At 69.4% G+C, this 24155-nt stretch carries 19 protein-coding genes, 3 pseudogenes and 1 riboswitch; of the genes and pseudogenes, 13 read left to right on the top strand and 9 right to left on the bottom strand.

Annotation, left to right across the window (positions count from 1 at the left end; translation table 11 throughout):
• The first annotated feature begins 12 nt into the window (after positions 1 to 12).
• Positions 13 to 1356, top strand: a complete 1344-nt coding sequence (locus tag ACWC09_RS36725) for an MFS transporter (RefSeq protein ID WP_450855367.1) — start codon at positions 13 to 15, stop codon at positions 1354 to 1356.
• Entirely contained in the window at positions 1353 to 2402 is a 1050-nt protein-coding gene (locus tag ACWC09_RS36720) for a TolB family protein (protein ID WP_450855366.1), read from the top strand. The genes ACWC09_RS36725 and ACWC09_RS36720 overlap by 4 nt, the downstream gene beginning before the upstream one ends.
• Here the strand turns inward: ACWC09_RS36720 and ACWC09_RS36715 are convergent.
• A pseudogene (locus tag ACWC09_RS36715) lies at positions 2399 to 2533 on the bottom strand (cupin domain-containing protein); the annotation flags it as partial. The gene ACWC09_RS36720 and the pseudogene ACWC09_RS36715 overlap by 4 nt on opposite strands.
• 113 nt (positions 2534 to 2646) lie before the next feature.
• Between ACWC09_RS36715 and ACWC09_RS36710 the strand changes: the two are divergent.
• Entirely contained in the window at positions 2647 to 3582 is a 936-nt protein-coding gene (locus ACWC09_RS36710) for an ornithine cyclodeaminase family protein (protein WP_450855365.1), read from the top strand.
• Positions 3583 to 3596: 14 nt separating this feature from the next.
• On the opposite strand, the gene ACWC09_RS36705 is transcribed toward ACWC09_RS36710, so the two are convergent.
• Both ACWC09_RS36705 and ACWC09_RS36700 read right to left on the bottom strand, forming a co-directional pair.
• Positions 3597 to 4295 (bottom strand): TetR/AcrR family transcriptional regulator, encoded by a 699-nt coding sequence (locus tag ACWC09_RS36705; RefSeq protein WP_450855364.1) that lies wholly within the window; start codon positions 4293 to 4295, stop codon positions 3597 to 3599.
• Positions 4296 to 4408: 113 nt separating this feature from the next.
• The gene (locus ACWC09_RS36700; RefSeq protein ID WP_450855363.1) at positions 4409 to 4696 is read right to left on the bottom strand and encodes a hypothetical protein; all 288 of its coding nucleotides are present in this window, start codon (positions 4694 to 4696) and stop codon (positions 4409 to 4411) included.
• Positions 4697 to 4740: 44 nt separating this feature from the next.
• Here ACWC09_RS36700 and ACWC09_RS36695 point away from each other — a divergent pair.
• The 7 genes and pseudogenes from ACWC09_RS36695 to ACWC09_RS36665 all read left to right on the top strand — a co-directional run.
• Positions 4741 to 5307, top strand: a pseudogene (locus tag ACWC09_RS36695) (DUF3500 domain-containing protein); the annotation flags it as partial.
• A 411-nt stretch (positions 5308 to 5718) separates the two neighbouring features.
• Positions 5719 to 8013, top strand: coding sequence for a protein kinase domain-containing protein (locus ACWC09_RS36690; protein WP_450855362.1), 2295 nt, complete (start codon positions 5719 to 5721; stop codon positions 8011 to 8013).
• A gap of 433 nt (positions 8014 to 8446) precedes the next feature.
• Positions 8447 to 10627: an RICIN domain-containing protein gene (locus tag ACWC09_RS36685; protein ID WP_450855361.1), complete on the top strand. Its 2181-nt coding sequence runs from the start codon at positions 8447 to 8449 to the stop codon at positions 10625 to 10627.
• Between the two features lie 86 nt (positions 10628 to 10713).
• A complete protein-coding gene (locus ACWC09_RS36680; RefSeq protein ID WP_450855398.1) occupies positions 10714 to 11418 on the top strand; it encodes an NPP1 family protein in 705 nt (234 codons plus the stop codon).
• A 232-nt stretch (positions 11419 to 11650) separates the two neighbouring features.
• Positions 11651 to 12487: a maleylpyruvate isomerase family mycothiol-dependent enzyme gene (locus ACWC09_RS36675; protein ID WP_450855360.1), complete on the top strand. Its 837-nt coding sequence runs from the start codon at positions 11651 to 11653 to the stop codon at positions 12485 to 12487.
• A 54-nt stretch (positions 12488 to 12541) separates the two neighbouring features.
• Positions 12542 to 12610, top strand: a riboswitch (guanidine-III (ykkC-III) riboswitch).
• Between the two features lie 12 nt (positions 12611 to 12622).
• On the top strand, positions 12623 to 13525 hold the full coding sequence (locus tag ACWC09_RS36670; protein ID WP_450855359.1) for an MBL fold metallo-hydrolase: 903 nt from the start codon (positions 12623 to 12625) through the stop codon (positions 13523 to 13525).
• Positions 13526 to 13588: 63 nt separating this feature from the next.
• Positions 13589 to 14035, top strand: coding sequence for an SRPBCC family protein (locus ACWC09_RS36665; RefSeq protein ID WP_450855358.1), 447 nt, complete (start codon positions 13589 to 13591; stop codon positions 14033 to 14035).
• 63 nt (positions 14036 to 14098) lie between these two features.
• On the opposite strand, the gene ACWC09_RS36660 is transcribed toward ACWC09_RS36665, so the two are convergent.
• The 6 genes from ACWC09_RS36660 to ACWC09_RS36635 all read right to left on the bottom strand — a co-directional run bounded on the left by ACWC09_RS36660 (position 14099) and on the right by ACWC09_RS36635 (position 21272).
• Complete coding sequence (locus ACWC09_RS36660; protein WP_450855357.1) at positions 14099 to 14335, bottom strand: DUF5302 domain-containing protein; 237 nt, start codon at positions 14333 to 14335, stop codon at positions 14099 to 14101.
• 192 nt (positions 14336 to 14527) lie between these two features.
• A complete protein-coding gene (locus ACWC09_RS36655) occupies positions 14528 to 17005 on the bottom strand; it encodes a carbohydrate binding domain-containing protein (RefSeq protein ID WP_450855356.1) in 2478 nt (825 codons plus the stop codon).
• Positions 17006 to 17127: 122 nt separating this feature from the next.
• Positions 17128 to 17985, bottom strand: a complete 858-nt coding sequence (locus tag ACWC09_RS36650) for a glycoside hydrolase family 43 protein (protein WP_450855355.1) — start codon at positions 17983 to 17985, stop codon at positions 17128 to 17130.
• A 97-nt stretch (positions 17986 to 18082) separates the two neighbouring features.
• The gene (locus ACWC09_RS36645) at positions 18083 to 19009 is read right to left on the bottom strand and encodes a carbohydrate ABC transporter permease (RefSeq protein ID WP_450855354.1); all 927 of its coding nucleotides are present in this window, start codon (positions 19007 to 19009) and stop codon (positions 18083 to 18085) included.
• 32 nt (positions 19010 to 19041) lie between these two features.
• Positions 19042 to 19914 carry a carbohydrate ABC transporter permease gene (locus tag ACWC09_RS36640; RefSeq protein ID WP_450855353.1) on the bottom strand — a complete coding sequence of 291 codons (873 nt, stop codon included), beginning with the start codon at positions 19912 to 19914 and terminating at the stop codon, positions 19042 to 19044.
• A gap of 89 nt (positions 19915 to 20003) precedes the next feature.
• On the bottom strand, positions 20004 to 21272 hold the full coding sequence (locus tag ACWC09_RS36635) for an ABC transporter substrate-binding protein (RefSeq protein WP_450855352.1): 1269 nt from the start codon (positions 21270 to 21272) through the stop codon (positions 20004 to 20006).
• 420 nt (positions 21273 to 21692) lie between these two features.
• Between ACWC09_RS36635 and ACWC09_RS36630 the strand changes: the two genes are divergently transcribed.
• From ACWC09_RS36630 to ACWC09_RS36620, 3 genes and pseudogenes are all read left to right on the top strand, one after another.
• Positions 21693 to 22712, top strand: a complete 1020-nt coding sequence (locus ACWC09_RS36630; protein WP_450855351.1) for a LacI family DNA-binding transcriptional regulator — start codon at positions 21693 to 21695, stop codon at positions 22710 to 22712.
• Positions 22713 to 23125: 413 nt separating this feature from the next.
• The gene (locus ACWC09_RS36625) at positions 23126 to 23887 is read left to right on the top strand and encodes a DeoR/GlpR family DNA-binding transcription regulator (protein WP_450855350.1); all 762 of its coding nucleotides are present in this window, start codon (positions 23126 to 23128) and stop codon (positions 23885 to 23887) included.
• Positions 23888 to 23968: 81 nt separating this feature from the next.
• A pseudogene (locus tag ACWC09_RS36620) lies at positions 23969 to 24155 on the top strand (sugar ABC transporter substrate-binding protein); the annotation flags it as partial.

Genomic DNA, 24155 nt, shown 5'->3' with positions numbered 1-24155 from the left:
GGAGTACTGGCTTTGTACCTCACCGACCGCTCCGCGCCCGTGAAGGCGGACACCGATCCCGCCCGAAGACGCGACCTGCGGCCCCGGGTCGCCCCGGTCGTGCTCGTGCTGGGCACGGTCAGCCTGATCACCGACATCTCCTCGGAGATGGTCACCGCGGTCCTGCCGCTCTACCTCGTCACCACCCTCGGCTTCAGCCCGCTGGGCTTCGGCACGCTCGACGGTGTCTACAACGGCGTCAGCGCCCTGGTGCAGCTGACCGGCGGCCATCTCGCCGACCGCATACGCAACCACAAGCTGCTGGCCGGCCTCGGCTACGGGCTGTCCGCGCTGTGCAAGCCGCTGCTCCTGATAGCCGGCAGCATCGGCACGCTCGGTACGGTCCTCGCCCTGGACCGCACCGGCAAGGGCCTGCGCACCGCCCCGCGCGACGCGATGATCTCCCTGTCCACGTCGGCCGACAAGCAGGGCCGGGCCTTCGGCGTGCACCGCGCGATGGACACCACCGGCGCCATGCTCGGGCCCCTGACGGCCTTCCTCATCCTGCGCGCGGCGGCAGACGGCTACGACGCGGTGTTCGGCGTGAGCACGTGCGTGGCCGTGCTGGGCGTGGTCGTACTGGTGCTGTTCGTGCCGGGGAGGGCGCAGGGTGCGGCAGGTGTGCCGAGTGCTGCTCAGACCGCACGGCCGGACCAGGCAAGCACAGCGGACGGCGCGCAGACCCCGGGCTCGGAACCTGCCGACGTGCCGCCCGGCAAACCCCCCGTCCGCCTCCGCGAGGCGCTCGCGCTGTTGCGGCTGCCGCGACTCCGTGCGCTGGCCGGTTGTGCCGCGCTGCTGGGGCTGACCACCGTCAGCGACGCCTTCGTCTATCTGTTGCTGCAACGGCGTGCGGGCATCGGCGAGGAGTGGTTCCCGCTGCTGCCGCTGGGCACCGCTGTCGTGTTCCTGCTGCTGGCCGTGCCCGTCGGCGCGCTGGCCGACCGGGTCGGGCGCCGCACCGTGTTCCTCACCGGGCACGCGGTTCTGCTCGCCGCCTACGCCCTGCTGCTCTGGGCTCCGGACACCCCGGCTCTGCCCCCTCTCGTGCTCGCCCTGCACGGCACGTTCTACGCGGCCACCGACGGCGTACTCCCGGCCGCTCTCGCCGGCATCGTGCCCGAGCGGCTGCGCGCCAGCGGCCTCGCCATCGTCGGCACCAGTCAGGCGCTGGCCCGGTTCTGCTGCTCGCTGGCCTTCGGCGCCGCCTGGACGGCGTGGGGAGACGGCCCGGCGCTGGCAGGATCGGCGGTCGGCCTGCTGTGCTGCGCGGCCGTTGCCGGCTTCGTGCTGCGGCCGGCCGGAGAGACCCGATGACCACCACAGCCACAAGGATCCAGATGACACCGCTCCGCCGCCGCCTGATCGTCCTCGTCACGGCGGTGCTGCTGCTCGCGGGCGTGGGCACCGCCGTGGTCCTGCACGCCGAGGCCCGCGCGGACCGGGCGAACCAGGCGCAGGCGGGCGGCCCCACCGTCGGCGCGGGCAGGCTGACGCTCGACCAGAAGAGCCGCCTGACCTTCGTCAACGGCGCCGCGGGCCCGCACCGCACCGCGGTCGCCTCGGTCCCGTCGGCCGATCCGCACGGCAAGCGGATCGCCTCGGACCTGAAGTGCGCGCGCTTCTACGCGGCGGCCGGCACGGGCGTCTGCCTCCAGTCCACCACCGGCGTCCTCAAGCAGAGCAACCGTGCCCTGCTGCTGGACGCGAACCTCCGCACCAAGCACACGTACCCGCTCGCGGGCACCCCCAGCCGGGCCCGGGTCTCGCCGAGCGGCCGCCTCGTCGCCTGGACGGTGTTCGTCTCCGGCGAGTCCTACTCGTCCGCCTTCTTCTCGACCCGGACCTCGATCCTGGACACCCGCACCATGAAGCTGATCCCCAGCCTGGAGACGTTCTCCGTCATCAAGGACGGCAAGCCCTACCACGCCTCGGACATCAACTTCTGGGGCGTCACCTTCGCCTCCGACGACGACACGTTCTACGCCACCCTCAACACCGCCGACAAGACCTATCTGGTCCGTGGTTCGCTCTCCCAGCGCAAGGTCACCACCCTGGTCGAGAACGTGGAGTGTCCCTCACTCTCCCCGGACGAGACCCGGGTCGCCTTCAAGAAGCGGGTGTTGTCCCGCACCGACCTCTGGCACGAGTACGTCCTCGACCTGCGCACCCTCAAGGAGACGCCGCTGGCCGAACGCCACAGCGTCGACGACCAGGCCACCTGGCTCGACGACCACACCGTCGCCTACGCCCTCCCCACCCAGGGCAAGGTCGGCAGCAGCGACCTGTGGAGTGTCCCGGCCGACGGCACCGGCAGCCCGCGTCTGCTGATCGCCGGGGCGACTTCTCCGGCGCCGCTCTAGGGGCGGGTGGGACCGGGCGGCAGATGGACCGTCATGATCAGGCGGCAGGGTTCGGTGCCGGAGCCGCGGTAGGTGTGCGGGGTGTCGCCGTCGAACGTGGCGGTCTGTCCGGCTTCCACGGTGTGTTCGGTGTAATACCTCAGTGACGTTCAGCGCCGCACCGGCCCGTGAGGCGTCAGAGCTTACGGGCGCCTTCCCCTGTGCAGAGGCGGTGGAGGAAAGGGTCGACGAGGAAGTGGGGGCCATGCAGGCGATGACCGTGGGTGAGCGTGAGATCCGCGAGGCCGTGACGATGAAGGAGGCCGTCGACGCCGTACGCCGGGCCTTCGTCGATCTCGCCGGCGGGGAGTTCGAGATGCCGCACCGCACCGCACTGCGGGACGGGCAGTTCCTGGCGATGTCGGCTCATCACCGGTCGACGGCCTCCGCCATGTTCAAGGCGCTGAGCGTGAACTTCGAGCGCAGGCCCGCCATCACGGGCACCGTGGTCTGGAGCGAGACCGGCCGGCCGGATCAGCTCGTCGCCGACGCCGGTGCGGTGACGGCCCTGCGCACGGGTGCGGTCGTCGGCGTCGCCACCGACCTCCTCGCTCCGCCCGAGGCCGGGCGGCTCACCCTGATCGGCGCCGGCGGACAGGCCCTCGACCAGGTCCGCGCCGTCCATACGGTCCGGCCCCTGCGTCAGTTGACGGCGGTGGCCACCGACCTGCGCCGCGCACAGGACCTCGTCGAAAGGCTGGCACCCGAACTGGCGGGGGTGGACCTGCGCGCCACGACCGACGTGGTGTCGGCGGTCGAACAGGCCGAGATCGTCTGCTGCGCCACCAACGCGACCAGCCCGCTCTTCCCCGCGTCGACGCTGCCCGCCCGGGTGCATGTCAACGCCATCGGCGCGTACCGCCCCACCATGCGCGAGCTGCCCGACGAACTGCTCGCGGGCAGCACCGTCTTCGTCGACGAACTGTCCGCGGTCCTGGAGGAGTCCGGGGAGATCATCCACGCGCTCGAAGCCGGGGCCATCACCCGGGACTCCCTCGTGGAGCTCGGCACCGCGCTGACCGCCCCCACCGTCGACCACGGCGAACGCACCGTGTTCAAGTCCGTCGGTGTCGCCGTGCAGGACTGGGCCATCGCCCGCCTCCTGGCCGACAGATTCCTGCACCGCGCCCAGGAAGGGTGAATCCGGCCCTGCGGTCAGCCCTTCTTGCCCGGCGCCGGTGCGGTGGGGCCTGCCGGGCCGGTGCGCAGCATGGCCTGGTAGAGGGCGTCGTGTTGAGGTGAGGCGGGCAGGGGGCCGCGGGCCGGTGTCTCGAAGGACTGGGTCAACAGGGCGGCGACACGGCGCCAGGCGTCGGGGGCGGCATCGCCGGTGGCGTTGACGACACCGGCGTTGGCCATGTGCAGCAACACCAGGTCCGAGGGGTCGAAGTCCTCGCGCAACCGGCCGGTCTCCTTGGCACGGCCGATGAGCCGCACCATCCCCTCGTAGGCCTCGTTGCGCCGCTGCTCCAGAGCCTTGGCGCCGGGGAACACGGTGGTGAGCACGTCGGCGAAGCCGAAGTCGGCGGCCTGCATCGCGCAGGCGGCCTCGATGTAGCCGACGAACCCGTGCCAGGGGTCGGGATCGTCCAGGGCGACGGTGACCGCCTGCGCGTAGGCGTCCATCCGGTCGGCGAAGACGGCGTCGACCAGCTCCTCCTTGGTGGGGAAGCGGCGGAACATGGTGGCGATCCCGACGCCGGCCTCGCGGGCCACGGACGCCATGGACGCGCCCAGTCCGTCGCGAGCGAACACCTTGCGCGCGGCGGCGACGATCCGCTCCCGGTTGCGCTCGGCGTCACTGCGCAGCGGCTGGGGAGCGGGGGCGTCGGGGTGCTGGGCGCCAGGTGTCATGCGCGTCACTCTACCAATCGGAGATCCTTATCCACTTTCGGTGCCGGTCCGGCTCCGGCACATCAGAGAGGCCTGTCCGGATCACCGAAGGGGGTTCGGCCTGCCCCTATGCGTCACTTCCCTCGCACGCCGTCCGGGGTGATGGCGCGGACCTGGGCCTCCGGATCGCCGGTGAAGTCGACCGTGTGGATCTCGGGGTCGGTCAGGCCGGTGACGCATTCGGTCGCGGCGCCGGGACGGGCGGTCGCGATCGCCTTCGCGCCGCGGGCAGCGACGAGCCGGACGACCGGCGCGCCGACTCCGCCGGTGGCACCCGAGATCAACACCGTCTCCCCCACGGCCGGGGACACCGCGTTCAGGCTGTCCGGAGCGGCCGTCCCGGCCACACCGGGAGCGCCCACGTCCACCACCGTCAGCCGCGCGGGATCAGAACTGTTTCTGGGGATCCGAACCGACCTCCATGGAGATCGACGGCGAGACCGTGAGCGTCTGCCGCGAGGAGGTCGTCGCGAGCCTCGCGTTCATCAACTCCCTGACCAAGGCGCAGCAGAAGGTCGCCATCGAATCCTCGACCAAGTCGAACGAGTCGATGAAGGCCGGCGCGTTCTCCGACAACGCGGTCCAGGAGTACACGGGCATCCGCGGAACCGCCCTCACCGGCACCCAGAAGACCAAGCTCCTCGGCACCGTGGAGGCCTTCGTCTCGCGCGCCGAGGCGGATGCGGCCGAGGTGAGGCTGTCCGAGGTCCGCAAGCACCTGAACGACACCTATGTGACCTGGGCCGGCGGCACCGGCGACGACGACGCCTTGTACGTCCGCGTACACAGCCCGGTGGTGTGGGTCGAGGTGGACTGCCAGTCGCCCGGTCCGCTCGCGGGCGCGTACGGCGCGACGCGGGACGACGGCCCGACGCAGAAGCACGTGCACTCCATCATCCGGACCCCGAACGGCAACGACTACGGAAAGGAACTCCTCAGGCAGCACTACCTGACGTCGCCTCATCACCGGTGACACGGACGGAGTGACAAGGGGCGCGAACGGGGTGAGCTTCGACACATCGGAGGTCTGTGGCCTCTACAGCCGCCCCACTCGCCCCGTGTTGCGTATCGCGCACTGTTCCCGCTGTCCAGACACGAGTCACCACCTATCTGACGTCCCATCACATCACCCTGGAACAACGGGAGAAGGGCTGGTCACCTACTTATCGGTAAGTGCGGACGGCCGCTTGGCAAGACCTCGTACGTCACTTGAGCCTCTAGTGTGGTGCCAGCCCCTTTCCGGGCCCCTCACCCCCACACAGCGGGCACGACTGCCGCCCGCCACCATCGAGAACAGGCGGCTGAGGCAATGAAGCCACTTCGCCCAGAAGATCCCGAACAGCTGGGTCCCTACCGGCTCGTGGCTCGGCTCGGAGCAGGCGGCATGGGCCGGGTCTATCTGGCGGCCTCGGCGGACGGCCGCACCGTCGCGGTGAAAGCCATCCGTCCCGAGATGGCGGAGGACAAGAACTTCCGCATCCGGTTCCGGCGCGAAGTGGCGGCCGCGGCCGCGGTCGGCGGCGTCTTCACGGCACCCGTGGTGGACGCCGCGCCGGACGCGGAGACACCCTGGCTCGCCACCGCCTACATACCCGGCCCCACGCTGGCCGAGGCCGTCGCCGAGCACGGTCCGCTGCCGGTGGAGTCGGTCCTCGCCCTCGGCGCGGGCATGGCGGAGGCGCTGATCGCGGTGCATGCCGAGGGGCTCGTGCACCGCGACCTCAAACCCTCCAACGTGCTGCTCGCCGCGGACGGCCCGCGCGTCATCGACTTCGGCATCGTGCGCGCCCGTGACGGCTATCAACTCACCGGCACCGGCGGCCTGTTCGGCTCCCTGGAGTACATGTGTCCCGAGCAGGCGACCGGCGAACCCATGGGGCCGGAAGGAGATGTCTTCTGCCTCGGCTCGGTGCTGGCGTTCGCCGCGTGCGGACGCCCTCCGTTCAGCGGTGCCGCGGCGGCCACCCTCCTCTACCAGGTGGTGCACGGCTCATCGGACCTGGCCGGGGTACCCGAGCCCCTCGACAAGATCATCAGCCTCTGTCTGGCCAAGGACCCGGCCCTTCGCATCACTCCCGACCGGCTGTCCGCGGCCTGCGCTCCCGGGGGCGTGGAACAACTGTTCACGGGGGACTGGCTGCCCGCGCCCGTGGCAGCCGCCCTCGTCGGGTACGAGGCCGCCGTCATGGATGTCGACCTCCTCCCCCGGCCCCAGGCCCCCGCGCGATCCTCCGACGACGCACCCGACCCGGTGCTGTCCACGACCGGCCGACAGGGGTCGGCCTGTGCGACGGCGACACGGCCTCAGCACGGCCCGATCGCCGCCCACGGCACGGGCGGAGGGGACGGAACGCACAGTGCCGACCTGGCCGGGGGCATCACCGAATGGAGGGCCGACGAAACCGGTGGCACAGGACTCGCCACCGAGCCGCCCGAACGGGACTCCTTCCCCCGGCCGACGCCACCGGAGAGATCGGCGCCCGAACATGCCACGGCACCCGTGCACCGCCGCGCCCGCCCCGGCATGTCCCGACGCGCGCTCCTTGCCGCGGCCGTGGGGACGGCGGTCGTCGGAGGTACGGTCCTCCTCGCTGCCCGGCGGACGACCCGCGCACGCCCGGCGCGGCCCCTCGGCCAGGCCCCCGAGCCCACCTGGGTCTACCGCGGTGACCCACTGCTGCAGACCCCGGCCGTCTTCAACGCCGGCACGGCTCTGCTGAAGGGCCGGCCGGGCAACATGATCTGCCTCGACCTCAAGAACGGCTCCCGGCCCAAGTGGGTCTATCCCGGCATCAGCCTCTCGCCCACTCCGGTGCTGCTGACCTCCGGCTCCGCCGTCGCGCTCGGTACCGGCGCCACGGTGATCGGCGTCGATCCGGCCAGCGGGGCCGAGCACTTCGCCCTCAATTTCGGTCAGGACTTCCAGTTCGACCAACTGCTCGGCAGCTACGGCGACTTCGCCGTCTCCGTCCTCGGCACCCATCTGCAGCGCCGGTCGGCGGAACAGGGCGTCGCGACCTCCACCAACGCGGTCTTCGGCGTCGACCTCCAGGCCCGCCAGGCGATCGTCATCCCGATCAGCCCGGAAGACATCGGTGTCCCCCTTCAACCGGTCGTCACGACCGAATACTTCGTCTACGCCGACGGACTGCGCAACGTCTCGGTGCGCAACACCCAGGACGGCGGCAGCCTGCGCTGGCGGCACCACGTCGGCTACGACCTGCGGCCCGGACTCGCCGTACTCGGCCGGACGGTCTTCGCGATCGGCTCCGAACTCATCGCCCTGGAGCTGAGCACCGGCAAGCTCCGCTGGCGGGCGAAGCCCCAGCACGGCCTGTTCGCATCCCTCGGAGCGGGCGGCGACACCGTCTACGCCACCGGCAACGACCCCTCCGGCGTCTACGCCTTCAACGCGGCGAACGGCTCCCGGCGCTGGTTCTGCGAGACACCACGCCTCAACATCGACAACCCGATCGCCGTCGGAGGGCACACCATCTACGTCCCGGCCCTGGAGAACAAGAACGGCTTCTTCGCCATCGACGCCGCCACCGGCCGCCTGCTCTGGAACTTCACCGACGGCCGTGAGACCGGCGTCAACGACTGGCAGCTCTCCTGCGACGGAGCCGGACACCTGGTGGCCCAGCACTACGACCGCGCCTACGGACTGCCGGCCGCCTGACCGGGGTCCGTCACAAAGCCATCCCCCGGCAACCAGGGTGCCCACTCAACTCCCTTTCCTCAACTCTTACTTCACATCTTGACGTAAGTGGTCCGCACCTTTAGTTTCTCCGGGCGACCCCACCCCCGTGCATGCACTCGTCCGTTCACAAGGCGAACACGGCACGCGTGCACCACCCCCCACGAAAGGCCGCCCCGCCATGGCCAGATCCAGACCCTTGCGCACCATCCCCGCCTACGCCGGCAACACCACCTGGCACGGCTGACGTTCTGGTCCGCCGACGGCGACCGCCCCTGCACCGGCGGCCCCGCCGACAGCTGCTCCGGCGTCAGCCGGTCGGACCGGGACTACCCGCGCGTCTTCGCCGCCTGCACCGGCTGATTCCGCCGGCCGACCGCATCGGCCGAACTCCCGCTTCCGGCAAGGAGGACCCATGCCTTCCCTACCCCACCGCGGCAGATCCGCCGCGGCCGCCCTGGTGGCCGTCACGGCCGCGTCCGTGCTCACCGGCGCGCCCGCACGGGCCGCGACCTCCGCCCTGCCCACGGGCTTCGCCACCGTCATGAACGCCGCGAGCGGCAGATGTCTCGACGCCAAGGCGGCCGCCACCGCCAACGGCACCGTCGTGCAGCAGTACACGTGCAACGGCACCACGGCACAGCAGTGGAGCTTCACCGCCACCAGTGACGGATACGTGCGGATCAACAACGGCAACGACACCAACCAGGTCGTGGACGTCGCCGACGTCTCCACCGCCGACAACGCGCAGGTCCACCTGTGGAGTTACGGCGGCGGCACCAACCAGCAGTGGCTGCCGGTGGACGACGGCGGGGGCGCCTACCACTTCGTCAACCGCAACAGCGGCAAGTGTCTGGACGATCCCGGCGCGTCGACCGCCGACAGCGTGCAGTTCGTGCAGTACACCTGCAACGGCACCGCGGCCCAGCGCTTCCAGGTGGTCCCCGTGACCCAGTCGGCCGCCAACCCCGACCTCGGCCCGAACGTCGTCGTCTTCGACCCGTCCATGTCCTCGTCGACGATCCAGAGCAAGCTGAACACCGTCTTCCGGCAGCAGGAGACCAACCAGTTCGGCTCCCAGCGCTACGCCGCGCTGTTCAAGCCCGGCGCCTACAGCACCGACGTCAACGTCGGCTTCTACACCCAGGTGTTGGGCCTCGGTCTGACGCCGGACGCGGTGACGATCAACGGAGCGGTGCACGCCGAGGCGGACTGGTTCCAGGGCAACGCCACCCAGAACTTCTGGCGCGGCGCGGAGAACCTGTCGGTCAACCCGACCGGCGGCAGCGACCGTTGGGCGGTCTCGCAGGCGGCGCCGTACCGTCGCATGCATCTGCGCGGCAACCTCGCCCTGGACGACGGCGGTTGGTCCAGCGGCGGTCTCATCGCCGACAGCAGGATCGACGGCCAGGTCAACTCCGGTTCGCAGCAACAGTGGTTGACCCGCAACTCCCAGCTCGGCAGCTGGACCGGCTCCAACTGGAACATGGTCTTCGCCGGCAGCACGGGCGTCCCGGCCACCAGTTTCCCCAACCCGCCCTACACCACGGTCGCCCAGAGTCCGGTCTCCCGGGAGAAGCCGTTCCTGTACGTGGACGGATCCGGCGCCTACCAGGTGTTCGTGCCGTCCCTGCGCTCCAACTCCTCGGGCACCAGCTGGGCCGGCGGCGCCTCCGGCAGCTCGCTCTCGCTGAACAGCTTCTACGTCGTCAAGCCGGGCGCCACCGCCTCCCAGATCGACTCCGCGCTCGCCGCGGGCAAGAACCTCCTGGTCACTCCCGGCGTCTACCACCTCGACCAGACCCTGCAGATCAACCGCGCGGACACGGTGGTCCTCGGTCTGGGCCTGGCCACCTTCGTCCCCGACAACGGCATCACCGCGATGAAGGTCGCCGACGTCGACGGCGTCAAGATCGCAGGGCTGCTGTTCGACGCCGGCACCACCAACTCGCCCTCCCTGCTGGAGGTCGGGCCGACCGGCGCCTCCGCCTCCCACGCGGCCGACCCGACCTCCCTGCACGACGTGTACTTCCGCGTCGGCGGCGCGGGCGTCGGCAAGGCGACCACGAGTCTCGTCGTCAACAGCGACCACGTCATCGGCGACCACATGTGGATCTGGCGCGCCGACCACGGCAGCGGCGTCGGCTGGACCAGCAACACCGCGGACACCGGAATGATCGTCAACGGCGACGACGTCACCATGTACGGCCTGTTCGTGGAGCACTTCCAGAAGTACCAGACCGTCTGGAACGGCAACGCCGGCCGCACGTACTTCTTCCAGAACGAGATGCCCTACGACCCACCGAACCAGTCCGCCTGGATGAACGGCTCCACCCAGGGCTACGCCGCCTACAAGGTCGACGACTCGGTCACCAGCCACCAGGCCTACGGCCTCGGCAGCTACTGCTACTTCAACGTCGACCCGAGTGTCGTCGCCGCACGGGCGATCGAGGCGCCCAACACCTCGGGCGTCCGCTTCACCAGCATGGTGACGGTCTCCCTCGGCGGCACGGGCACCATCGGCCACGTCGTCGACAACACCGGAGGCCCGTCCAACTCCGGCACCAATGTCGCCAACCTGACCAGCTACCCGTAGGAGTTGACGTGCGCAACCGACTGCTCACTGCAAGAAGGCCCCGCAGCACGGCGCTCGCCGCCGCCCTCGGCGCGCTGGCCCTCGTCATGGCCCTCCCGGCCCAGGCGAGCGCCAACGTGCTGACGCTGCTGCCCCAGAACGCCGACGGCCTGGAACAGACCTTCTCCCCCGCCTACGACTACGACGGCGACGGCTGCTACGCCACCGCGGCCATCGGCGCCGACGGCACCATCAACCCCGGCCTGGCGCTCGGCGGCGACGTCAACGGCCACTGCCACGACTACGCCCAACTGGCCAACGCCAACACCTACTCACGCGAGAAGTGCGACAACGGCTGGTGCGCCGTGATGTACGCCAGCTACTTCGAGAAGGACCAGGCGACCCTCGGTCCGGCGGCCATCGGGCACCGGCACGACTGGGAGCACGTGGTCGTGTGGATCAGCGACAATCAGGTGCGGTACGTCTCGGTGTCCCAGCACAGCGGCTACCAGGTCGCGGCCGCCTCGGCCGTCCGCTTCGACGGCACCCATCCGAAGATCGTCTACCACAAGGACGGCGTCTCGACCCACGACTTCCGCTTCGCCAACACCAACGACGACCCCCCGGAGAACGCCACCGGCGGCTGGTTCTACCCGCGCCTGGTCGGCTGGAACGGCTATCCGGCCGGCTACCGCGACAAGCTCCTGAGCGCCGACTTCGGCGCGGCCACCATCAAGATCAAGGACGGCGACTTCGAGTACGCCCTCGCCCACTCCATGCCGTCGGGCCTCCCCTTCGACCCGAACGCCTGACACCGCTCGTCCGATGGACCTGGGGCCCGATCGACTCACCCCCGGTTGGTGTGCTGCCCGGTCCAACGGGTCTGCAGGTCAGCCCCAGGCCGTCGCAGGCACCAACCAGCTGTCCTGGCGGAACCGTGGGCCTGCTCCACGGCGTACGACGGCTTGTCGCGCGTCCCCAGGTCTGATTGGGTACGGCGGCCGGATACGCGAGGGGCGCGGCGGGCGGGAGGGAACAGGCAGCGTGCAGCCTACGGCGCAGCAGTACATCCAGGGGCCGCTACCCGAAGGGCTCGCACGAGCGATACGTGAGACCGCCGGTGACATCGCCACGGTATTGAAAAGCGCCTCCGACACGACCGTTCCCGTACCGGATTCGGAGTGGACGGTCGGTGAGGCGGCCGCCCATCTGGCACTGGCCAACGAGCTGATGGCCGACCTCGTGTCCGGGCACGCACGCCCCTACGGGGACGGCACGCCGCAGAGTCTGGCCGCCGCCAACGCACAGGCCCTCGCCGTGTTCGCGGAGCGCGGGGCACAGCCGCTGGCGTCGATGATCGCTGAGCAGGCCGCCGTGTTCCTCGACGCGGCCGATCGGGCCGCGAGCGACGAGAGCGCCGTCGGTCCCGCACTCGTCACACCGCTGGGTTCCATGGACCGGCACGTTCTCGCGTCCTACCTGCTGACGCACATGCTGGGCCATGGCTACGACCTCGCTCGCGCGCTGAACCGTCCGCACATGATCGACCGCGACCGTGTCGGGCTGTGCATGCCGTTCATGCTCTCGGTCATGCCGCGCGTCGTCGACACGGCGGCCATCGCCGGCCTGGCTGTCCGCTACACCGTCCGCCTCCGGGGCGGCGCGGCGTTCGGCGTCAGCCTGGACGACGGCGCCGTGCACGTGACCCCGGCGCCCCTGGAACGTCCGGACTGCACCATCCTGATCGAGCCCGTGACCTTCCTCCTGATCGCGCTGGGCCGTCGCAACCCGTGGCGGGCCATCGGACGGGGACAGGTCGTTGCCTGGGGACGCAGACCCTGGCTCGCGCCCCGCTTCCCGACCCTGTTCACCGCGCCCTGATCCTCCACCGGGCCACTGCCCGCTCGTACTCGATGTGCGGTGATAGCGTCCCGGCTGGAGACGCGGGCGCGTGTCTTCCCGGACGAGCTGTGCGACGTACCCGGCCCGCCAAGACGACGCACTTCGGGAGGCATCGTGTCCGGTGCGGGCGAACCAGGTGTCCGGAAGTTCAGCGCAGAGCCACTGGGCGTCGACTGGATTCACGGGTCGCCGTCGGCCAAGCACAACACCGACCCCGATCTTCAAGTGCACTGGTACGACGACCACACGGTGTTGCTGAGACAGAACAAGGCGATCAACTACGAGGCCCCGTTCCTCTACTTGTTGTTCGGGAATCGCGAGGCGGTCCTGATCGACACGGGCGCCACAGCGTCACCGGAGTTCTTTCCGGTGCGCCGGACTGTCGATGACCTTGTCGAGACCTGGCTGGCTCGCAACCCCCGCGACTCCTATGGCCTGCTCGTACTCCACACGCACTCGCACGGCGATCACGTCGCGGGCGACAGCCAGTTCCTGGACCGACCGGACACGATCGTGGTCGGTGGCGATCGGGATACGGCCTGGACGTACTTCGGGTTCGCCGACGACCCGGAGGCGGTGCGGCCCGTCGACCTCGGGGGGCGGGTGCTGGAAGCGCTCGCGACTCCGGGCCATGACGCTGCGGCCATCACCTTCTACGACCCGTGGACCGGATTCCTGCTGACCGGAGACACCGTCTACCGCGGACGGCTGTACATCGAGGACTGGTCGGCCTTCTCACGGACCATCGACCGGCTGATCGCGTTCGCCGGTCGCCGTGCCGTCACCCACGTACTGGGCTGCCACATCGAGATGACACGCCGGCCCGGCGTCGACTACCCGATCCGCACCACCTACCAGCCGGACGAACCCCCGCTGGAGATGACCCCGGCCCATCTGCACGCCGTGCGCGCGGCCCTGGACGAGGTCGGGCCTCAACCCGCTCGCCGCGCCTTCGCCGACTTCATCCTCTGGCCGACGCCCATGAGGAGCACGGGTGGAGCCGCGCCGATACGCTGAAGGCGCTCGGCAAAGCAGCATGCACTCAGCCGGAACTCCAGCGACCGCAGCACAGGAGGAATCGTGGCCGGTCAGTTTGAGGCGACAGCCGAGATCAACCGTCCCATCGAGGAAGTCTTCACGTTTCTCGCCGACGGCACGAACGACCCCAAGTTCAGCCCGAGGGTCCAGGCGATCACGAAGACTCCGGAGGGGCCGACGGCAGTCGGCACGGTCTTCACCAGCACGGTCAAGGACGCCGGCATGAAAACGGGCCGGAAGTTCCGGATCACCGAATTCGAGGCGCCCCACCGCATCCGCTGGGCGGAGACCTCGAAGAACGTCGTGACGGCGGGCGAGGGTGGCTATGACCTGGAGTCCACCGGTCCGGGCACGACCAGGGTGAGGATCTTCAACGTCCTCGAAGGCCACGGCATCGGAAAGCTGCTGGTGGGCTTCGCACTGGGTGCGGCGCGCAAGGACGCGCCCGCGTTCGGGCAGCGGATCAAGGCGGCGGTGGAGGCATCCTGAGGGACCGGTGCGGACCGCCGGCGCCACCTGCGCGCCGACGCCCCGCGCCGGGCCCCGCAGGGCTCAGCCCCCGCTCTTGCGCCGGAACGACCGCTGGCTCGCGGCCGGGCCGTGCGCGCCACGGATCTTGGAGGCATCCGTGTGTGCGGCACCCTCGGTCTGGCCACCGCGCTTGCGCGCGAGGGCCTCACGGAACTTGCGCTTGAGGTCGTACTGGCCGTCCTCGTCGGGCGTCAGAGGAGGACGCTCGGCGTCGGCGGCCGACTCCGGACTGTCTTGCGGTGAAGAATCGGCAGTCATGGTGACCTCCTGCGTTCGCACGGTTGAAGGCACAGCGTGTCATGCCGAACGCTGCAAGGACACTCGTATTCCCGGCGGCCGCGGGGACTGCATCCTTGCAGCCGGTGCCCTCGGACGTCGCGTGGGCGGGCCGAACGCTCCGACCCGCCCACCTTTGCTGCGATCTTGCTTCCTCCGGGGAATCGGGCGTGGTCAGGAGAGCTTGATCAGGGTGTAGTCGTCGCAGTACCCGGCCGCGGAGCCGGAGTTCTTGTAGCAATAGGCGCCGGCCGTGGTGGTGGAGGCACCCGTGGTGAAGAAGAGGGGCTGCTGGGTGTAGGACGTCGTCGAGCTCCGCAGATACGTTTCTGTACCGCCGAAGCTCTTCACACCGACCGCCACCTCCTCACCGGCGGTGGCCACCTTGGCCCAGCCGGCCAGCAGATAGGTACCGCTGGCGGTGAGGCCGCTCACCGTCTGGATGGCACCGCTGGCACTGACCCCGGTCTGCAGGGAGTGCGTGCCGGAGCGGGCGTTCGACGCGACCACGCTGGACGCCGTACCCGTGCTCTGGGTCCAGGGGGTCAACGCGCCCGTCTCGAAGCCCGGGTTGCTGACCGTGTTGGTCGCGGACGACAGGGCCTCCACCGCGAGGTCGTCGCAGTAGCCCGCCCCGCTGCCGCCGGAGTTCTTCCAGCAGTACACCGTGGCCGAGGTGCTGGAGGAACCGGTGGTGAACAGGACCGCCGCCTGGGTGTACGACGCCGTCGCCACGTTGGTGAACGTCTCCGTGCCGCCGTAGTTCTTGACGCCGATGGCGAGGGTCTCGCCCGCGTTCGCCACCTTGGCCCAACCGGTCAGCAGGTAGGTGGTGTTGGGGCTCAGGCCGGTCAGGGTCTGGTTGGCTCCGCTGCCGCTGGCCTGGGTGGTCAGCGCGTAGCTTCCGGTGCGGGCGCCCGCCGAGGTGACGGACGGGGCCGCACCGCTGTTGGTCCAGGGGCTCATCGCGCCCGACTCGAAGCCGGCATTGGAGACGAGGTTGCCGCCCGTGCCGTTGTAGGCGCCGATGTTGGGCGCGGCCGTCGCGGAGACCGTGTTGCCGAAGGCGTCCTTGCCGCCGTTGTCGCTGATGACCGTGCCGGTCCGGATCACCGGGGAGGACGGGTGGACCTGGTAGGCGTTCTTGCCGGTGTACGAGGAGGAGGTGTCCGCGTTGCCGGGGTCGCGGAACTCGGGGTCGGTCACCACCTTCGCCGAGTCGGTGGGCTCGGAGGACGGGTGGGTGCCGTAGAAGAGGTTGTTGGAGTAGACGGAACCGGAGCTGGTGGTGAAGTAGCCGCCGGTGCCGTAGTTGAAGACCGCGTTGTTGCGGAAGGAGAGGGTGCCGGTGACGCTCGATCCCCTGCGCGAGTACAGGATCGGGGTGTTCAGGCCGCTCTTGTTGACGTAGATGCTGTTGTTGTAGAAGAGCGGGACGGCGGCCGAACTGCCGCTCTGGTTGGGGATGTTGCCCACGAAGTGGAAGACGCCACTGCCGTGGGTCGGGGTGCCGGAGGCGGGGCAGCCGGAGTTGGTGCCGTCGTTCTCGCTGATGTTGTAGCGGACCACCGTGCCGTCGCTGGGGACGGTCGAGGTGGGTTCGTTGGCGATGGTGAAGGGGGGCATCACCAGCAGGAAGCCGCCGAGGTTCTGGTGGCTGTAGTTGTACTGGAACGTGGTGTTGTGGTTGCCCCAGTCGACGTCGTAGCCGGTGCCGTCGGCGCCGTTGATGTGGCAGTACACCTCGTTGTTCTGGACGACGGTGTTGGAGCTGCCGGACATCCAGATGCCGGCCGAGGCTCCGTTGCAGTACTGGCCGGAGGGCGGGCAGGTGTTCTTGGCGCCGCCGTAGCCGGCCTTGTTGCCGTCGATGAGGGCGCCGTCGTTCTTGACCACGAGGATGTCGTCGGCGCCGTCGTAGGTCATCGTGTTGCCCCGGATGACCGTGCCCGTCGTCAGGCCGGTGCCCTGGCCGTCGGCGTCCGGGGTGACGGCGACCGCGATGCGGTCCACATGGTCGAAGGTGTTGTTCTCGACCACCACGTCGTCCCAGGTGGAGACCGGGGTGGTGTGGTCGGTCTGGACGCCGACGCCCGCGTTGGTGGAGTACCAACCACCGCCGTAGCCCGTGATGTTGTGGATGTTCATGTCGTGCACCCGGATGTGGTGCAGGACGCCGCCGGAGCTGTTCTCGGCGAGGACGCCGGAGCGGTAGGCGGGCGAGGAGGCGGCGTTGGTGAGGTCCAGGCCGCCGATCTCCCAGTACTGCTGGTTGAGCAGGTGGATGACGGGGCCGGTGGCGCCGTTCGCGTCGATGACCGGCTTGGCGCCGGTGCCGTACGCCCCCATGGTGATGGGGCTGCCGGAGGCGCCCGAGCCACCCGGGGTGAGCTGGCCGGTGCAGGTGGTGCCGGCGGCGAAGAGGATGCTGTCGCCCGAGGCGAAGGTGGTGCTGTTGACGCTGCTGACGGAGTTCCAGGGGCTGGCCTGGGTGCCGCTGCCGTTCGTGGAGGCCGAGCAGTTGACGTAGTACGTCGTGCCAGCGGCCAGGGCGGTATGGGCCGGGAGGAGGAGGGCGCCCGCCAGCGTGGCGAGCAGGGTGAGGATGCGGGACGCCCGGACTCCCGGGCGGTCCGATCTGCGACGCTTCATTGCGGCGCTCCTTGCTGGGTGAAGGTGTCCGCCGCGCCGCGGGATGCGACGCGGGGCTTCCTGCACCGGGCGGGCCGACCGAAGCGGACCCGCCCGGGACTCTGGGGGGGGGAGGGGCTGCCTCAGCGCGGCGGGAGCGATGCCAGGAGGGACGTCTCGAAGACGGAGGCGTGGCGCATGCCCGTGGGCAGAGCCAGGGAGACGGGCTCCCAGTCCACGCCGTCCTTGCTGCGGGCCGCGCCGTACCTCCCTTCGAGGAAGTGGTCGAAGATCATGACCAGTTCGTCTCCGCGGCGGAAGAGCGACGGTCCTTCCACGACCGAGGGAGTGACCGGCCCGAGGGCGGACGTGTGCGGACCGCCGGGGGTGTCGAAGGTGATCAGGTGGATGTCCTTGTGCGCGGTGGCGAGGTCGTTGGTGCCGCGCTCGTCCTTGTAGGCCATGAGGAATCCGCCGTCGTCCAGCTCCTGCACCGTGGCGTCGATGACCGAGTGGCCGGGGTCGAAGAAGACGTCCGGGGCCGAGAACGTGCTGAAGTCCTCGGTGGTGCAGTGCCAGATGCGGTGGTCCTGGCCGACGTGCTCGAAGTCGCGGCCCTCGGCCGTGCCCCCGGCCTCGACGACCGACGACCAGATGAGGTGGTACAGCCCGGTCCCGCGGTCCAGGAAGAACTCCGGGGCCCAGGCGTTCTGGGCGCCCTCCACACCGGCCATGACCGGGAGGAGTTCCTGGGCCGACCAGTTGAGGAGGTCGGCCGAGGTGGCGTGGACGATGAGGGGGCTCGTCCAGCCGTCGGTGGCCAGCAGATGGAACAGGCCGTCGGGGCCCACCCCGATGAAGGGATCGCGCAGTCTGCCGGTGCCGACGGTTCCCCGCAGGACGGGCCTGCCGCCGTTCACGGGCACGAACGCGTGGCCGTCGTCGCTGTGGGCGAGGTGCAGTGCCTCGTCGGCGTTGGTGAAGTAGGAGACCACGTACATCGTGGGAGTTCCTTCCGGGGGCGTCGGGGCAGGGGGCAGCCCCCGACGGTGAGGGCGTCGAGTGTCTGGGGGGCGCGGCTCAACCGGCCGGAGTGGGTCAGGACTTGACCGCGCCGGCGGACATGCCGGCCACCACCTGGCGCTGGAAGAAGACGAAGATGATCAGCAGCGGCAGCACGCCGAGCAGGGCCGCCGGGAACAGGGTGGTCGGCTGCACGGTGTGCGGGTCGATGAAGGAGTACGCGTTCACCATGACGGTCCGCTTGTCGGGGTCCTGCAGGAAGACCAGCGGAACCAGCAGGTCGTTCCAGATCTGCAGGGAGACGAAGGTCAGCAGCGTGCTGGTGACCGGGCGCAGCAGCGGCAGGATGACCGTGAAGAACGTACGGAAGGCGCCGCAGCCGTCGAGTGCCGCCGCCTCCTCCAGGTCCGCCGGGATGGAGCGGATGAAGCTGGTGTAGAAGAACACGGCGACCGGGAGGTTCAGGGCCGTGTAGATGAGGATGACGCCGGCGTAGTTGTCCAGCAGGTTCAGGTCGCGCATCAGCAGGTACAGCGGTGCCACCACGACGAACACGGGCACGGACGTGCCCAGGATGAACAGCCGGTACACCGCGGTCGACCAGTGCTGGGTGATGCGGGCGAGCGGATAGGCGGCGAGCGAGCCGATCACCGTGACGGCCACGCACGAAAGGCCGGTGACGAGCAGGGTGTTGAGGGTGCTGCGCCCGTAGTGGATCTGGCTGAAGGCGGTGGAGAAGTTCTTCAGGGTCAGGGAGTGCGGGATGCCCAGCGGGGAGCTGGCCACGTCCGCCGCGGTACGCAGCGAGGTGACGACCGTGAAGACGAAGGGCAGGACGAACAGCAGTGTGCCCAGGCAGAGCAGGACGGTGCCGAGGCCGCCGGTCAGGCGGCGCAGCCGGCCGCGGGACGCCGTGGATGTCGTACGACTGCCGGGGAGGCGGGTGGCGGGCCGGGGACCGGAGAGCGACGGGATGTCCGGCGCGGTGGTGTCTGAAGTCATGGTGGCGATCCGTCAGATTCCGTGAGAGGCCGTCAGATACGTCGCTCGCGCAGCCGGAGCAGGGAGGAGGTGGCGCTGGACAGGACGACCACGGTCACCAGGAGGACGACCGACAGCGCGACGCCGTAGGCGAACTTCCCGCCGCCGAAGACGTTCCGGTAGACCAGCAGGGTCAGGGTGTCCGTGGACCCGGCCGGGCCGCCGTTGGTCAGTACGAGGGGGAACTCGAAGACCTTCAGCGAGCCGATCAGGCTCAGCGTCACGTTGACGGTGAGCGCGGGGGCGAGCAGCGGCCATTCGATGCTGACGAAGCGCCGCCAGCCGCTCGCGCCGTCCAGCGCGGCCGCCTCCAGGAGTTCGGTCGGCATGCTCATGTAGCTGGCGAGGAAGATCGCGCAGGAGTAGCCGGTGAACATCCAGATGTTGACGGCGGCCACCGAGTACAGCGCGGTGGAGGTGTCGCCGAGCCAGACGTGGTTCAGGCCGTGCAACCCGACCAGGTCGAGGAGCGCGTTGATGCCGCCGGTCGGGGCGAACAGGTACGACCAGATGAAGGCGGCCATCACCGGCGAGATCAGCGTCGGCGTCAGCAGGACGACGCTGAGCGCCTTGCGGACGCCGGGGCGGCGGAACAGCATGCTCGCGAAGAGCAGCCCGAGGCCGTTCTGCACGACCACGACGACCGCCGCGTACAGCACGGTGTGCCACAGGGCCGCGGAGACGGCCGAGTCGTCGGCCATGGCGCGGTACTGCTGGGTGCCGACGAAGTGGGAGATCGGACCGCCCAGGCTGTCGGTCATGCTCAGATAGACGCCGCGGGCCAGCGGATACAGCATGAAGGCGCCGTACACGACGATCGCCGGAAGCAGGAAGGCGGCCATGGTGGCGCGCCGTCGATGGAACACGAGGGTCCTCCTCTTCCCCGGATGGCCGTGGCGGGGGCGGCCAGGAGCCGTCCTCCCGCCCCCGCCACGGCAGACCAGGGGTGGCCGGGTTACTTCGCGGACGCCGCGGTCTGGATGTCCTTCAGCGTCTGCGCGGCGGACGCCGTGCCCAGCAGATAGGCCTGGATCTTGGAGCCGATCGCGGTCTCGGCGGTCGCGCCGTACCAGGAGTTGGACGGGAGGATCCGGTAGCGGCCGTCCTTGAAGGCCGTGGTGAAGGCCGTCGTCTCGGTGCTCTCCGGCGTGGTGCCGCCGGTGAAGGGGGACTCCGCGTGCTCGGCATCGAGGTACTTGGCGAGGTTCGCGCTCTGCGACCAGAACTTGACGTACTCGCGCGCCGCGTCACCCTTCTGGGACTGGGAGTTGACGCCCCACATGGTGCCGGAGAACAGCATCCCGTTGGGCTTGGTGCCCGCGGCACCGCCCGGCCACGGCGCGAAGGAGACGGGGAAGCCGGCCTTCTTGACGTTGGAGACCTGCCACGCGCCCTGGTACCAGAAGGCGCTCTTGCCGGCGCTGAAGTTCTGCGGGCCCTGCGACCACTCGTCGGTGCCGAGCTCGTTCTTCCAGTTGACGTACCCCTTGTCCTCCAGGGTCTTCAACTGCTCCAGCGAGCTCTTCCAGTCGGGGTTGAACGACGCCTTGCCGGCCAGGAAGTCGGCGTCCCACTGCTTGTTCTTCTGGTAGACGACGGTCGAACCGGCGGCCTGGAGGACGGAGCTGCCGGTCCAGGCACTCTTGTCGGGCAGCGCGATGGGGCTGATGCCGGCCTTCTTGACCTTGGCGAGGTCCGCGAGGAACGTCGGCCAGTCGGCGGGGACTTCGGTGATGCCCGCCTTCTTCAGCAGGTCCATGTTGGCGTAGAGGCCGATGCCGATCAGCTCCATCGGCATGGCGAGGGTCTTGCCGTCGGACTGCGCGAACGGCTTGGCGTCGGGGGCTATTTGACTCGCCCACGACTCCTTGGACAGGTCGGCGAGGTAGCCGGAGGCGCCCCACTTCTTCATCTTGTCCGTGTCGACCATGATGACGTCGCCGGCCTTGCCGCCGAGCAGTTCCGGCTGGAGCTTCTGGACGTAGGTGTCGTTCGCGGTGATGTACTCGAAGTCGACCTTGATCTTGGGATGGGCCTTCTCGAACGCCTTGTTGATCTCCGCGACGTTCGCCGGCTCCGCGCCGCCGCCCTTCCACGCCTGCACATGGATGGTCACCGTGCCGTCACTGGAGGCACCGGACGACCCGCCTCCGCACGCGGCCAGCGACATCGCCATGGCGGCGACCGTGGTGGCGACCGCGAGACGTCTCCCAGAGCGCTTCATTGCACACCTCACCCGTCGTCGGTACGAACCGACTTGTCATGTCTGAAGGGGTTCTTGAATCGATCAGCCTGTGCCGTGTGGGTGCAGCGCTGATCCGTGTGGAAAGGGGTCGGTCGACCCGGGTTGCGGCGATCGTTGCCCGCCGCTGGCCGGGACTGTAACGCAAAACTTAGCGGACATCTATACGTAACTTTCCGTGGTCGGCCAGTCGGGTCGAAGCCGCCGCATCTTCCGGGCGTTCTACGCAAGCCCGTCACGTCCACCCTGCCCACAGGGCCGAACCTCGGCCTCTCGGGAGTTTCCATTGACCCCCATGCAACTTATCGTTAAAGTTTCCTCGAATATGTGGCAGGCGCGAGGCAGCACAGGCTCTAATGTCTTCGCATGCCGGGTGGCCGGGGTCGGGCAGAAGGAGTTCGGGTGGCAGGGCGGGTGACCATCGCGCAGGTGGCCGAGGAGGCCGGCGTCTCCGCGATGACCGTGTCCAACGTCATCAACGGCAAGCCGGGGGCCTCCGAGGAGACCCGGCGCCGGGTCTTGGAGGTGGCCGGGAAACTCGGCTACCGGCCGAACGTCTCGGCCCGCAACCTCAAGGCCGGCCGCAGCGGGCTGATCGGCCTCATCGCCCTGGACCTGACCAGCCAGTACGGCCTGGAGATCCTCCGCGGAGTCGCCGACGAGCTGGCCAGCGCCGAGCAGGAGCTGCTCGTCAACGCCTCGTACCACGACGCGGTGCGCGAGAAGGACCGCATCGAGTTCCTGGCCCGTGGCCTCGTCGACGGCGTCCTGCTGATCGCACCGGTCCTGGAGGACGACACGGTCAATCTGCTGCGTCGGCAGAAACTGCCCTGCGTCATCATCGATCCACGGCGCCTGGACGTGCCGCTCCCCCGGCTGACCGTGGACAACTATCACGGGATGCGCCACGGCACCCAGCACCTGATCGACCTGGGACACACCCGGATCGCCTACCTCCGCGGCGAGGAGGACCTCGAAAGCACGTCCATCCGCTTCCAGGGCTTCGAGGACGCGATGCGGCTCGCCGGACTGGAGGTCGACGAGCGGCTGGTCGCCTCCTGCGACTTCTCCTACGCCTGCGGCTTCCGCACCGCCACCCGCCTGATCACCGAACACCGTCCTACGGCGATCGTCGCCGGCGCCGACCTGATGGCACTCGGCGCCATCGACGCCGCGCGGGCCTGCGGCCTCAATGTGCCCACCGACATCTCGGTCCTCGGTTTCGACGACCTTCCGCAGGCGGCGCAGAGCTTCCCCGGCCTGACCACCGTCCGCCAGCCGCTCCACGACATGGGCCAGAAGGCGGCCCGCGCGCTGCAGTCCCTCATCGAGGGCCAGCAGTTGCTCATGGACCACATGGAGGTCGGCACCGAACTGGTGCTGCGCAACTCGACCGCGCCGCCGAGCGGCGGGGCGGCGTGACGGTCCGAGCCGTCGTACGAGCTCACCCATCGCTTTTCCCGTACGCCGAGCACACCGGCCCGTAGCGGTCGGCCCGATCAACAGGCGAGTGTCCTGAACGGCGTCATGGCCGGATTTTCGCCTCGGTTCCCCAACGGTTGTCCTGATCCATCCGGGAAAACGGACAGCGAACGGGCAGATCCAAGCTGGTGAGCAGGCAGTGGCCTCCCCCGTCCCGGAGCCTTCCACCGCTTCCACCAGGGGCTCCGCCCTCCGAAAAGCGGGCTTATTCGGTCACGAACTTCGCTACGGCGAATCTGGTCAGTAGCCGCAATCCGCTTGTACAAATTGGGCCACCAGAGCCGAACGGGCCGGGCTCCGGAAAGCCGCCCACTCGGGCACAACTTGCGGAGCCGTGAAACGGAGGTGTCGCCGTGGACACCGAGGAACGAAGACGCGGGATCCTGGAAACGGCCCGCCGTGACGGATCCGTCGACGTCGGACAGCTCGCAACCGAGCTTGCGGTCTCCAAGGAGACCGTGCGACGTGATCTGAACGTGCTGGAGCGGCACGGGCTGGTCCGGCGCACCCACGGCGGTGCCCATCCGGTGGAGAGCGCGGGCTTCGAGACCACGCTCGCGGCCCGCACCACCATGCACGTCCCCGAGAAGTCCCGGATCGCGGCCGCCGCGGCCGAACTCCTCGGAGATGCCGAGACCGTCTACGTCGACGAGGGCTACACCCCCCAGCTCATCGCCGCCGCCCTCCCCCGCAACCGGCCACTGACCGTGGTCACCGCCTCGCTGACCACCGCGGGTGCCCTGACATCCGCCGAGAACATCAACGTGCTGCTGCTCGGCGGCCGGGTGCGCGGCGGGACACTGGCCACCGTCGACCACTGGGCCACCGGCATGCTGGCCGGCTTCGCCATCGACCTGGCCTACGTCGGCGCGAACGGCATCTCCCGCGAGTACGGACTCACCACCCCCGACCCCGCAGTCAGTGCACTGAAGGCCGAGGTCATGCGAGTCGCCAGACGCCGGGTGTTCTCCGGCGTCCACACCAAATTCGGTGCCGTGAGCTTCTGCCGCTTCGCGCAGGTCACGGACTTCGAGGCCATCGTCACCGATGCGGGACTGCACGGTTCCGAGGCCCGCCGCTACGCACTGCTGGGCCCCCAGGTCATCCAGGCCTGAGCCGCAGTCCGCCCCCTCATATCCCATCCCGCAAGGCCGGGGCCTGGTTCCCCATGCCCTCGTACATCCCTGGAGTCAGTCATGCGTACACGGAGAATGATCCACGTCCTCGCCACGGCCACGGCCGCGGGCTCACTGCTCGTCGCCTGCAGCGGGGCGGGCGCATCCTCGAGCTCCGGTGGTGGCAAGAGCATCAATGTGTTGATGGTCGGCAATCCGCAGATGGAGGACATCCAGAAGCTGACCAGGAGCACGTTCACCAAGGACA

The sequence above is a fragment of the Streptomyces sp. NPDC001617 genome, from assembly GCF_053596855.1.
Note: the sequence above shows the minus strand (reverse complement) of the source record. Positions and strands in the feature narration are given on the sequence as shown.

What these genes read in the sequence shown, in the direction of transcription:
- ACWC09_RS36660 (WP_450855357.1), bottom strand. Translation starts at nt 14,335, where the DNA reads ATGACTGCCGATTCTTCACCGCAAGACAGTCCGGAGTCGGCCGCCGAC.
- ACWC09_RS36645 (WP_450855354.1), bottom strand. Translation starts at nt 19,009, where the DNA reads ATGACTTCAGACACCACCGCGCCGGACATCCCGTCGCTCTCCGGTCCC.
- ACWC09_RS36705 (WP_450855364.1), bottom strand. Translation starts at nt 4,295, where the DNA reads ATGACACCTGGCGCCCAGCACCCCGACGCCCCCGCTCCCCAGCCGCTG.
- ACWC09_RS36685 (WP_450855361.1), top strand. Translation starts at nt 8,447, where the DNA reads ATGCCTTCCCTACCCCACCGCGGCAGATCCGCCGCGGCCGCCCTGGTG.
- ACWC09_RS36680 (WP_450855398.1), top strand. Translation starts at nt 10,714, where the DNA reads ATGGCCCTCCCGGCCCAGGCGAGCGCCAACGTGCTGACGCTGCTGCCC.
- ACWC09_RS36710 (WP_450855365.1), top strand. Translation starts at nt 2,647, where the DNA reads ATGCAGGCGATGACCGTGGGTGAGCGTGAGATCCGCGAGGCCGTGACG.
- ACWC09_RS36720 (WP_450855366.1), top strand. Translation starts at nt 1,353, where the DNA reads ATGACCACCACAGCCACAAGGATCCAGATGACACCGCTCCGCCGCCGC.
- ACWC09_RS36690 (WP_450855362.1), top strand. Translation starts at nt 5,719, where the DNA reads ATGGGCCGGGTCTATCTGGCGGCCTCGGCGGACGGCCGCACCGTCGCG.
- ACWC09_RS36650 (WP_450855355.1), bottom strand. Translation starts at nt 17,985, where the DNA reads ATGTACGTGGTCTCCTACTTCACCAACGCCGACGAGGCACTGCACCTC.
- ACWC09_RS36635 (WP_450855352.1), bottom strand. Translation starts at nt 21,272, where the DNA reads ATGAAGCGCTCTGGGAGACGTCTCGCGGTCGCCACCACGGTCGCCGCC.
- ACWC09_RS36655 (WP_450855356.1), bottom strand. Translation starts at nt 17,005, where the DNA reads ATGAAGCGTCGCAGATCGGACCGCCCGGGAGTCCGGGCGTCCCGCATC.